The organism is Pedobacter sp. TM02 (assembly GCF_059705275.1).
In genome coordinates this window covers 119,792-131,961 of record NZ_AP046530.1, presented here as the reverse complement: position 1 = coordinate 131,961, position 12,170 = coordinate 119,792, and the positions used below count along the sequence as shown (strand labels likewise).

Sequence of the window (12,170 nt, the reverse complement as noted above, 5' to 3'; positions counted from 1 at the left end):
AACTATTTATTCAATTCTGCGGCAGCGGCCTTAAAGTAAGCCGCTTGCATCAACAAGTTGTCTTTGGCATCGCCACTGGCATTTTCTGCTTCTTTGATTTTGGTTTGCTCAGCCGTGGTAAATACCTGTACGAACTGCTTGCCGTAATACTGGGCCAACTTGGTGCGGTTCATGCCGTTAACAATGGCCTGTGCACCTTGTTGGGTAATCTTCGGATTTTTGTTTTTTACCAAATAGTTCGAATAAGCCATTACCACACCAGCCAGGGCATTGATGTTTCCTGTGTTGGCAATGTTCAGGTAAAACTGATGGAAGCTGTCGTCGCCTAAACTGGCATAGATCTGCGCCAGCTGCGACGGCACATGGTCTTTCGTATCCTGATCCAAACCCGCTACAATTGGGCCTAGGGCCGTTGGCTCTACCATGTTCATGGCTTGCAACGCGGTACCGAGTACTTTATATGATTGCTCTTTCAAGCCATTTTGAAACACCGGTATGTAAGCTTTATCGCCACTCATGGCCAGCCTTGCAATAGCGGTAGACCTGACGTTTGAGTTTTTGTCGTTTTTAGCCAAGGCCACGATTTTTTCGCCGGCCAGCGCTTTAATCTGATCGTCTTTAAGGTTAAATCCTTTTAAAGCCGCAGCTCTTAATGTTGCATTTTTATCGTCGAGCGCTTTCAAAAGCAACTGTTGCGCGGCTTGTTCTTTGTTATTGATCACGGCCTGCTCGATAGCTTTCAGGCGGTTTGCATAAGATGGCGCATAGCTGTATTGGAAAATATAGTTATCGAAGGTTTTGTTGTCTTTGATTTGTCCTACCAAAATTTTGTCGGCATCAAGATCAATCAGGTCGGGTTTAGCCGAAACTGGGAAGCTAAAGCTTTGTTCCCTGCTGTTAATGGTTATTTCCTTGCTGATTTTTTGCCCGCCCACATACAAATCGACTTTCAATGGCAAGGTAAAGGTTTGTACATCGGGCGACTGCGTTTGTTTAACATCAATCACCGCATTGCCATTTTTGTAATCGTACCTCACGTCCAAAATCGGATGGCCGCCCGCATAATACCATTGGTTAAAATAAGGCAATAAATCCCTGCCGCTTACTTCTTCTAAAGCCAAACGCAATTGATGAGGTTCGCCGTTTTTATAGGCATTGGTTCTGAGGTAAAGGTTCAATCCTTTGTAAAAGGCATCGTCGCCCAAGAGGTTTTTTAAAGCGTATAAAATAATCGATCCTTTGGCATAGCTTACGTTATCGAACATGTCTTCTTTATCGTTATAGTAAAAACGGGCCAATACCGGGCTTTCGCCGTTTTTGGTCGAGCTCAAATAAGAAGTCAGTTTGCCATAGCGCGATTCGTCTTCAGCATCCTTACCCTCGTCGTGGCCGTGCCAAACTACCTCTCCAAAAGTGGCGAATGATTCGTTCATGGTAAGGTTAGACCACGATTCGGCGGTTACATAATCGCCAAACCATTGGTGAAACAACTCGTGTGCAATGGTGCCTTGTTCGTTGGCATCAATCAGCTCTCTCGGCGTTTTCTGCACATGCTCGCCATGCAGGGTTGCCGAAGTATTCTCCATTGCGCCCGACACATAATCTCTGGCCACTACCTGCGCATATTTTACCCAAGGGTAGTCTATGCCCAAGATGTTGCTGTAAAACGTCATCATTTCTGGCGTCTTGCCAAAAATCTGCTTGGCATAAGGTGCATATTTTGGTTCTAGATAATAGCTTACCTCCTTGCCTTTCCAGGTATCTTTGTAGACTTGAAAAGGACCAACAGCCATCATAAACAGGTATGGCGAGTGTGGCTGGTCCATTTTCCAAACATCGGTACGGGTGCCGTTGGCATTGGCTTTTTGCGATACCAGCTTGCCATTAGACAAAGTGGTATATTTAGACTGTACCGTCATCGCGATTTCGGCCGTGGTTTTTTGGTTGGGCTTATCGATGGTAGGGAACCACGCCGAAGAAGCTTCGGTTTCACCTTGGGTCCAGATTTCGATCGGCTTATCTTTAATGGCGCCATCAGGGTTGATAAAATACAGGCCTTTGGCATCGGTAATCGCTGCGCTGCCTTTTACTTTCAGTTCGTCGGGTTTGGCCGTGTAAGCGATGTAAATGGTGTATTTCTCATTGCGCGTGTATTTTTTGTTCAGCTGCACAAACAACTGTTCGTTATCGTAGGTATATTTTAACGGGGTATTGGCTTTGGCCCCTACCAAGGCTACGCTTTTAATGTCCATGCCTTTGGCATCGAGGGTAAGCGTATCGGTTGGGTAAAAATGTGGCGTTAAGGTAAGCCAGGCCTTGCCATACAAGTAGCGTTTGGCATAGTCGAAACTGACGTCGAGCTTGGTATGCACCAAATCGTTTATTTTGGTAGGCGTAGCCCTGTACACCTGATTGGTTTTGGGTGCTTCTTGCTGTGCATGGAGCGAAGTAAGGCCACAAAGCAGGGCCAACCCAATTAAACCGGTAGTAAAAATTTTATTCATGACTGATGTGCTTTTGGTTTGCAATGGGCTAATGTAGCAAAGTTAACGCATACAATTACAACCAGCAGGACAAGTAATTGGGCAAAAGCAACATGGCCAAGCGTGTACTGCAACTCAGCCGTGCAGGCTTGCCAATCTAAATCCGCTTATTTTGTGGCAATCCTCCTTAATTTTTTGTTGATAGAATTTAACTAAAAACAAGCAAAACTTACAATGAGGTCTACATAAGGTAAACCGTATTTACTGTCTCAAAAAAATATTTAAATTACCTCCCATTAACAAAATATAAGTCCAATTAATATGTTTTATAATAATGCCATCTGTGATATTTACATAGGAAAAGGTGCTGGGAAGAAATTAATTGAAGATATGAATAATGCAAAACATTCTGTCAAAATCGTCTCTCCCTATTTATCGCCACAGTTGATCTCTGAACTTATTTATCTTAAAAACAAAAACATAGATATACGACTCATTACTTCTAATACTATTGAAGATTTTTATGGAACGCGAGAGCGAAATATCTACAAGTTAATCATCCAACATCGTGAAACTCTTCTGGATAAGGAAATAATCAGAAATAAATGGATTGATTTATCTAAAATATTGCTCTACGTTAATGCAGGATTAATTGCAATATTAATCGGGTTGATTTATTATGTTAAAGATATCAGGGTCTTTTTTGGTATAGTTCCAATTGCTGTGATTTTCTTAATATACAATTTATATAAGTCCAAAATTAAAAATTTTCGCATCTATTCTTATCATTATACTTCGCTGTTTCCTTTCAAAGTATGTGTCTGTTCAGAAGATGCAAATGAAACATTTGTACATGGAAAAATATATCTTATTGATAATGAGATTGCTTACATGGGTTCATTAAACTTTACCAAAAGTGGAACTCAACATAATTATGAGACAAGAATAAGAACAACTGACATCAATGCAATTGTTCGAATCAAAAAAGAGGTTGATGAGCTTTTCGAAAATACGACTATTTCGAGTTTAGATCTACAGCATTGGGGCAGACAGATATATGCAGAGCCTATTAATTAACAAGGAAAGTTAATATAAACGAATCGCCAACGCCAATCTAATTTATAAATCCTCCTTAATTTTTTGTTGCTTTGTAGAAATCGATTTCAGATCAAACCTTAATAGAATGGAAACAAATATCAGTGCTATTTTAAAGCAATTAGGAATAGAATCCATCAATCCGGCCTATAGCACAGGCCAAAAATGGGCAAGCCCGAGCAACGAAAAAATTATCGACAGCCACTCTCCAGTTGATGGCAAAAAAATAGCATCGGTGCAAGTGGCATCGACCAAAGACTACAACCAGGTGGTTGAGGTAGCCCAAAAGGCATTTTTACACTGGCGAACCGTACCGGCACCCAAACGGGGCGAAATGGTGCGCCAGTTTGGTGAAGAATTGCGAAAAAACAAAGAGGCTTTGGGCACCTTGGTTTCGTACGAAATGGGCAAAAGTTTGCAAGAAGGTTTCGGCGAAGTACAAGAAATGATAGACATCTGCGATTTTGCCGTTGGCCTGTCGCGCCAGCTTTACGGATTAACCATGCACAGCGAAAGGCCTTCGCACCGCATGTACGAGCAATGGCATCCGGTAGGCATTGTGGGCATTATCTCGGCCTTTAATTTCCCGGTGGCAGTTTGGAGCTGGAATACGGCCCTGGCTTGGGTTTGCGGCAATGTTTGTATCTGGAAGCCATCAGAAAAAACACCTTTAACCGCAGTGGCTTGTCAACACATTATTAGCCGGGTACTAACGGCTAACGATGTTCCAGAAGGGGTTTCTAACCTGGTTATCGGCGACAGAACCATTGGCGAGCTCATGAGCAACGACGTTCGGATTCCGCTGGTTTCGGCTACCGGATCTACCCGCATGGGCAAAGCCGTTGGAGCCGCTGTAGGTGCGCGTCTGGGCAAAAGCCTCTTGGAATTGGGTGGCAATAATGCCATCATCATATCTAAAGATGCCGACCTGGATATGTCGATTATCGGAGCGGTATTTGGTGCGGTAGGTACTGCCGGACAACGTTGTACTTCTACCCGCAGGCTCATCATCCACGAAAGCGTATACGAGGCCTTTAAAGAGAAACTTGTCAAAGCCTATGGCCAATTGCGCATTGGCAATCCGCTAGACCAGCACAACCATGTAGGGCCACTGATCGATACCGATGCCGTGGCCAGCTATTTAGATTCGATAGCCAAATGCAAGGCCGAAGGCGGAAACTTTATAGTTGAAGGCGGTGTTTTAAGCGGTGGCGATTACAGCTCTGGCTGCTATGTCAAACCTTGCATAGCCGAAGTAAGAAATGATTATGAAATTGTACAGCATGAAACCTTTGCACCAATTTTATACCTGATCAAATACAAAGAACTCGAAGAGGCCATTGCTTTGCAAAATGGTGTTCCACAAGGCTTATCGTCGGCCATCATGACCCTCAATTTAAGGGAAGCCGAGCAGTTTTTATCGGCCCAGGGCTCTGATTGCGGCATTGCCAATGTAAACATCGGTACTTCTGGCGCCGAAATTGGCGGGGCCTTTGGCGGCGAAAAAGAAACCGGTGGCGGTCGCGAGAGCGGCTCGGATGCCTGGAAAGCCTACATGCGCCGTCAAACCAATACCATCAATTATTCGAATACCCTGCCTTTAGCACAGGGCATAAAATTTGACCTTTAAAATTCAATTTTACACTTCCGCAATTCTTGAAACTTCGGAAGTGTTTGCCAAAAAAAAGCGCCTCGAATTCGGGGCGCTTTCCTTTTAAAAAAACTGATATATGATGGGCTTATTACTTTGCAAGTTTGGCATCTTCGGCAAGGATAATGCTCTCTAAAGTTTGGCTAACCGGAGCCACTTTGGCAATTAGCGGCGCTACGGTGTTTACGCTGGTGCTATCGGCAACAAACTGATCCATGCTCATTTTCGCTTTTGATCCCAGTACGGCATAGTGCTCGGTCGTGCTGCCACTCAATTTTAAGTTCGCGCTATCTTTAACCGAAGTGTACAAGTTAATGGTACTGGCGTTGATATCGGCCTTGGCGGCGCCTTTCAAGTCGATGTTCAGGTTAAGGAAGTTTACTTTTCCGTAAGTTCTAACAACGGCGTTATCGGAAGCTTCGATGGCAGCCAAATTACGTACATAAACCGCTACGGTTAAGGTTTCTTTTTGGAAAGAGCTGATGCGCAACACGCCTTCTTGTTGCTGTACCAAAGCGTTTTTAGCATAGTAGCTGTCGTACACTTTTACGCTTTCTGTTGGCGCTTGTACCAAGATCACTTCAACATTACCTTTTACTTCGATTTTGCTGATGTTTTTTACTTGGTTTAACACGGTTACATTGTTGTTTTCTTTTACTCCTGTTGAAGCAAATGCAGAACTGCTTAATACGACTAGTGATAAGGCGGCTGCGAATAAGGTTTTAATAGAGGTTTTCATGACTTTAATATTTTAAACTGTTGTATAACTGTTATTTATTTTTTGTTTGGGCCCGCCGTTCTTCTGGGCGGGTTTCGTAAATAAGACTGCATCAGATGAGAAAAGTTGCACCGGAAATCGGCGTATTATACCAGCCTTGGGTAACACTAGACGAACGCCTGTAATTTTTCGACGAACTCGCACAAAAAAATTTCGTCGATAAGCAACTATTTGATTTGTAAGGTTATTGGATTGCAAGGCACGATAAAATGTTCAGAATTTATGCCCTCGCTGTTTGAATAAAAAACAATTTGATGTATGTTTAACATTTTTTAGATGCCTAGCTTTTCTTTCTTTTAGCTTTTATTCAATGTTACGCGTAAATAGTTCCAGTCCTTGCCAAATCGTATATTCATTATGTAAGCATGAGTTTTTGGGCTATTTGATCGAACCGCACATTGTACAGCTCAATCCGCAGGGCGATTTCTCGCTCACCTACCAGCGGCTGTTTACGCATACGGCCAAAGAATTTGCCAAGCACCTGAGCGAAGTAGATTTTAAGCTGATCAAGATCCTCGACGAAACCGAACAGGATTTCATCATCAAAAAATACCACAAAAAAGCCATCAGGCCTTTCGAGTTCTTCAGCAAGTTTTTCGACGAGAAGTTCTACGACAACGTAAGGCCAAAAATCGAGAAAAAACTGGCCGAGGTATTGGAAATCCTCAAAACCAAGGACGGCCTCTACCTGATGGACAAAGACGGCTGGCCTGCCGAACGTAAAATAGACCTGGCCACCGAACCAGCTACGGTGCTTTTCCATTTCAGGCGCAGCGAAACCGAAACGCGGTACTTCCCAACCATCAAGTACCAGGGCATGCGCATCGATTTTATGTTTAAAGAGGCACAGGTGGTTTGCAACCAGCCGGCCTGGCTCCTGCTTAACGATGTACTGTATTTCTTTGAACAGGATATAGAGGGCAAAAAGCTGATGCCCTTCCTTAACAAGCGCTACATTACCATTCCGAAGGCTACCGAAGCCACCTATTTCGAAAAGTTTGTAGGTCCGCTGATCGAAAAATACCATGTTTATGCCGAAGGTTTCGAAATCAGAACCGAAAAACTGGAAGCCAGGCCTGTCATCAAGGTCATTTATGTTGATGGTGGCGTTTCGCAGCTGCAGCTATATTTTAAGTACGGTCAATATGCCTTTGCCATGGGCAACGATCAAAAGGTAACGGTTAGGCTAAGCAAGGAAAACGACAACTATACTTTTACCCGCATCAAACGCAACAGCGAATGGGAGAAGGAGAAATTTGCCTTGCTGCAAAGCCTGGGGCTCAAAAAAACAAGCGCGCTCTTTCATCACCTGGAACTGCCCAACCTCGACGAAAGCCATAATCCGTCTTACGCCATTATTACCTGGGTAAACGAGCATATCGACCTGCTGAAAGAACATGGCTATGAAATTGAGCAGGCCAACAGCAGCAAACGCTTTGTTTTTGGCGCCAATAAAATCGATTTCGAAATCAAGGAAGACAACGATTGGTTCGACATCAATGCCATCGTGTATTTTGGCATCCACCCCATCCCGTTTATCGCCTTAAAACAGCACATCCTCCATAAAAAGAGAGAATTTACCCTGCCTGACGGCGATATTGCCATTATCCCCGAAAAATGGTTTACACAATATAGTGCCTTATTCAGCCTGGCCGACGGCAACAAAAACCTGAAGCTGAAAAAGCACCACATCGGTTTGGTCAACGATTTGGCCGAAGACAGCCTGGCCAACGTCACTTTAGACCGCAAACTGCAACGCCTGAACGATTTTGAGCATATTGCCGACAGCGCCATGCCTACCCACTTTAAAGGCGACCTGCGCCATTACCAAAAAGCGGGCTACAACTGGTTCAGCTTTTTGCGCGAATACAATTTTGGAGGCTGTTTGGCCGACGATATGGGTTTGGGTAAAACCATCCAGACTTTGGCCATGCTGCAAAAGCTGAAGGAAGAAGACGAGCAAAACGGTACGCACAGCACCTCGCTCATCATTATGCCAACTTCTTTAATCTACAACTGGCTAAACGAAGCCAAAAAATTTACGCCCAAACTCAAGATCCATGCCCACACCGGCACTTTCCGCAACAAAGACATCAGCCTTTTTGGCAAGTACGACCTGGTGATTACCACCTATGGCATTACCCGGGTTGATGCCGAGCTGCTGAGGGAGTTTTATTTCAACTATATTATTTTAGACGAGAGCCAGAACATCAAAAATCCTTCGTCCAAATCGTTCAAAAGCGTACGCATGCTCCGATCGCGCCATCGCCTTATTTTGAGCGGTACGCCGGTAGAAAATTCGGTGGCCGACTTATGGACGCAGCTTACTTTTCTGAATCCAGGTTTGTTGGGCACCCAATCTTTTTTTAACGAAGAATACGTACAGGCCATCGAAAAAAGAAAGGACGAAGACAAAGCCAAAAAACTACAGGCCATCATCAAGCCTTTTGTACTGAGAAGAACCAAGGAGCAGGTTGCCGCCGAACTGCCACCCAAAACCGAGCATATTTTTTATTGCGACATGAGCGAAGACCAGGCGGCCGTTTACGAGAAAACCAAGTCGGCTTACCGCAACGACCTCCTGACCAGCATGGACGATGGCACCTATGCCAAAAAACAGGTACAACTGCTGCAAGGCTTAACCGCTTTAAGGCAACTGGCCAACCATCCAGCGATGATTGACGAAGGCTACGAATCGGATTCGGGCAAATTTGAAAACGTAGTGCACACGCTCGACAATGTGCTGAAAGGCGGCCACAAAGTGCTGATTTTCTCACAATTTGTGAGGCATTTAGGCATTTTCAAGAACTACTTCGAGAAAGAGCATATCCCCTATGCTTATTTAGACGGCAGTACCAAAAACCGTGGCGAAATTGTGGCCGAGTTTCAGCAGAATACCGATTTAAAGGTTTTCCTGATTTCGATCAAAGCTGGTGGCGTGGGCTTAAACCTTACCCAAGCCGATTATGTATTTATCCTCGACCCATGGTGGAACCCGGCCGTAGAACAACAGGCCATCGACCGTACGCACCGCATTGGGCAGGAGAAAAAGGTATTTATCTACAAATTCATTTCCAAAGATACCGTTGAAGAGAAGATACTAGCCCTGCAGCGACGCAAGAAATCATTGGCCAATTCACTGATTACCACCGAAGAAAGTTTCTTCAAATCGCTCAGTAAAGACGATATTAGGGAATTGCTGAATTAGAAACCAATAAACTTCCTGCTGATGAAAAAGATCAAACTGCTTATTTTCCTCTTACTTGGCTTCAGTTTGGGTGCTTTTGCCCAAAAACTTAACGAAAAAGAAAAGGCCGCATTTGATGATATTGCATTTTACAGAGCCAGGCCTAATGACTATAGGGTAATTGTAAAATGGGTGGTTCCAATCAGGTATAAAATCTATGGCGATACCAGCCAATACCTCAAGAAGGAAATTGACAGTACCTTTAGCCAAATCAGAAGGCTCACTAAACTCGACATCAAAAAAACGAACGATGATGATGAGGTAAATTTTCTGATCGTAGCGGGGCGGGAAGAAAGCGCATTGAACAAATTATCTGAAGGCATCGTGAACTATGCCAATGCTTATGGAGGCTTTTATTTCAAATCGAACAGCAAATCTGAAATTTACCGGGCCGAAAACCTGATTTTTCCCGAAAGTTACCGGGATAGAGCCCCTTTGAGGCATTCGCTAAAAAAGAACCTCTTAAGAAGTATCGGCCTGTTAACCCCTACCGAGCGCAACGCGAACAGCTTGTTTTATTCGGACCATAACGACAAACTCAAAATAGATGATTTCGATGCGCATATCATTTCGGCCTTTTACCAGGAAAGCATCAGGCCAGGAATGACCAAAGAGGAAGTGGATGCTATTTTAAAGCCGAATTAATGCTGGATTTATCACCGGTGAAGAACGCCAAACGATAGCCTACACCGCTATTCCCCCCATTCATCAGATTTCATGCACTTGTTGGTGTTCTTCACCAACAAGCTACGCTAGCAATAAATCAGTGACCCTGCAAAATCTCCAAATACGCCTCCCTGCTAATCATTTCGGCGCCTAAGCTCATCAAATGTTCATTGGGCAATTGACAATCGATCAGTTTAAAACCCATGTTTTGGCAAAGGTAAATAAGTGCTGTTTTAGAGGCATTGCTCACCAAGCTGAACATGCTTTCGCCACAGAACACCTTATTGATTTTAACGCCATACAAGCCCCCTACCAGTTGACCTTGCTGCCAAACTTCTATGCTGTGCGCCAGTCCCTTTTGATGAAGTTTGACATAAGCCGACTGCATCTCGTTGGTAATCCAGGTTCCATCCTGTCCTTCGCGGGGCACAGCCGCGCAATTCTTGATCACATTTTCGAAATCCAGGTTTACCGTGACCTCAAAAACGCCGTCTTTAATGACCTTGGCCATGCTCTTGCTCACCTTTATCCGTTCCGGAAAAATTACGCAACGCTCATGCGGTGCATACCACAAAATAGGATCGCCATGGCTAAACCAAGGGAATATGCCACGCTGATAAGCCAGTTCCAATCGCTCTACACGCAGATCGCCTCCAATGGCCAATAACCCATCGGGCTCGGCCAAAGCCGTATCCGGAAAAAGCAGCACATCGTCTAGCAATCTAAAAATCATGCTGCAATAATAGCAAACAAAACAATAGTTAAACCCAAGCGTTTTAAAAGAGTCATAACTGTAAATCGAACTCCCATGGAGAGAAAAGATAATTTCAACAGTGTTAAGCATTTATATAGCCGCGCCTCTTTCGGAATTTCCTACCCCAAGCTGCAAGACCTCAGCAGAAAAAACCTGAACAAGGTAGTAGAACAGCTCTTTAAGGATTCTGCCGTTTTCGAAGAACTGAAAAGCGTAGATCCGGCCGAAGTAAGACAGCAAATGGAATTACAGGCAACCCTAGGTGCCAAAAAAGAACTTACCCAGGAAGAAAAAAATCAGCGACAGGAAATTACCAAAATACAGAACGAAAGGAGCCGTTCGCTCAATATCGATTGGCTTATGCGCATGATCAGCACCAATGCATCGCTGCGCGAGAAAATGACCCTGTTTTGGCATGGCCATTTTGCCTGCCGTTCTAACAACCCCATGTTTGCCCAACAGCTCAATAATATACAGCGCCAATACGCACTGGGCAGTTTCAGGACTTTGCTGGTTGAGGTTTCCAAGTCGCCGGCCATGTTGCAATACCTCAACAACCAACAGAACCGTAAAGGCAGGCCCAACGAGAATTTTGCCCGCGAGCTGATGGAACTTTTTACCTTGGGCATTGGCAATTATACCGAACAGGACATCAAAGAATCGGCACGGTCGTTTACCGGCTGGACCTATGATAAAAATGGCGATTTTCAGCTGCGACCAGCCTTTCACGATGAAGGCAACAAAACCTTTTTCGGCAAAACAGGCAATTTCGATGGAGAATCGATCATCGACATGATTTTGGAAAACCCCAAAACAGCCGTTTTCATTTCGAGAAAGTTGTATGTGTTTTTTGTAAACGAAACACCAAACGAAGCGCATGTAAAGGAACTGGCCGATTATTTTCATGCCAGTCAGTACGATATTTCGGCAGTGCTGAAAAAGATGTTTATGGCCGACTGGTTTTACAGCGCGCCCAATGTAGGCACCAAGATCAAATCGCCGGCCGAATTTTTGGTTGGCTTGAGCCGCGAATTTTATGTCACCTACAACAAGCCTCAGGTGCTCATCCAGTTGCAAAGCAGTTTAGGGCAATACCTGTTTAATCCGCCCAACGTAGCAGGTTGGCCGGGTGGCAAAAACTGGATAGACAGCTCTTCGCTTATGCTCAGGATGAAAATCCCATCGCTGGTGCTAAACGACGGCCAGATTGACTTTAGCGGCAAGGCCGACCCCGAAGACGAAGCGGTAATTGCCTTGAACAAACCGGCCAATGCCAAGCCCAAACCCAAATCGTATGTAGATGCGCAAAGCGATTGGCCCAAGTTTTTGGCAAGCCTGCCCAAAGGAACCAAACCCCTCGACTTGGCCAGGTTCTTACTGCAGCCTGCACTAAACCAAAGAATTACCGATATGATAGTCAACAACCAAGGCCTGAAAAGCACAGCCATAGAAGTAACCAGTTTGCCAGAGTATCAGCTCTGCTAACAAAGGCTTAT

Annotated in this window: 8 protein-coding genes; 5 read left to right on the top strand and 3 right to left on the bottom strand. The window is 44.5% G+C overall.

What is annotated here, in order from left to right; all coding sequences use genetic code 11:
• Positions 1–2: 2 nt before the first annotated feature.
• On the bottom strand, positions 3–2,504 hold the full coding sequence (locus AC6H1S_RS00590; RefSeq protein WP_497564756.1) for a M1 family aminopeptidase: 2,502 nt from the start codon (positions 2,502–2,504) through the stop codon (positions 3–5).
• Between the two features lie 300 nt (positions 2,505–2,804).
• Between AC6H1S_RS00590 and AC6H1S_RS00585 the strand changes: the two genes are divergently transcribed.
• Both AC6H1S_RS00585 and amaB read left to right on the top strand, forming a co-directional pair.
• Positions 2,805–3,560 carry a phospholipase D-like domain-containing protein gene (locus AC6H1S_RS00585; protein WP_497564755.1) on the top strand — a complete coding sequence of 252 codons (756 nt, stop codon included), beginning with the start codon at positions 2,805–2,807 and terminating at the stop codon, positions 3,558–3,560.
• A 106-nt stretch (positions 3,561–3,666) separates the two neighbouring features.
• Positions 3,667–5,208: an L-piperidine-6-carboxylate dehydrogenase gene (amaB, locus tag AC6H1S_RS00580; protein ID WP_497564754.1), complete on the top strand. Its 1,542-nt coding sequence runs from the start codon at positions 3,667–3,669 to the stop codon at positions 5,206–5,208.
• A gap of 112 nt (positions 5,209–5,320) precedes the next feature.
• On the opposite strand, the gene AC6H1S_RS00575 is transcribed toward amaB, so the two are convergent.
• Positions 5,321–5,968 carry a GIN domain-containing protein gene (locus tag AC6H1S_RS00575; RefSeq protein WP_199138888.1) on the bottom strand — a complete coding sequence of 216 codons (648 nt, stop codon included), beginning with the start codon at positions 5,966–5,968 and terminating at the stop codon, positions 5,321–5,323.
• 349 nt (positions 5,969–6,317) lie between these two features.
• Here AC6H1S_RS00575 and AC6H1S_RS00570 point away from each other — a divergent pair, with 349 nt between their 5' ends.
• Both AC6H1S_RS00570 and AC6H1S_RS00565 read left to right on the top strand, forming a co-directional pair.
• Entirely contained in the window at positions 6,318–9,215 is a 2,898-nt protein-coding gene (locus AC6H1S_RS00570; RefSeq protein WP_497564753.1) for a DEAD/DEAH box helicase, read from the top strand.
• 21 nt (positions 9,216–9,236) lie between these two features.
• Positions 9,237–9,899: a DUF2927 domain-containing protein gene (locus AC6H1S_RS00565; RefSeq protein ID WP_497564752.1), complete on the top strand. Its 663-nt coding sequence runs from the start codon at positions 9,237–9,239 to the stop codon at positions 9,897–9,899.
• A 118-nt stretch (positions 9,900–10,017) separates the two neighbouring features.
• On the opposite strand, the gene aat is transcribed toward AC6H1S_RS00565, so the two are convergent.
• Positions 10,018–10,653 (bottom strand): leucyl/phenylalanyl-tRNA--protein transferase, encoded by a 636-nt coding sequence (aat, locus tag AC6H1S_RS00560; protein ID WP_497564751.1) that lies wholly within the window; start codon positions 10,651–10,653, stop codon positions 10,018–10,020.
• Positions 10,654–10,728: 75 nt separating this feature from the next.
• Here aat and AC6H1S_RS00555 point away from each other — a divergent pair, with 75 nt between their 5' ends.
• A complete protein-coding gene (locus AC6H1S_RS00555; RefSeq protein ID WP_497564750.1) occupies positions 10,729–12,159 on the top strand; it encodes a DUF1800 domain-containing protein in 1,431 nt (476 codons plus the stop codon).
• Positions 12,160–12,170: the final 11 nt, after the last annotated feature.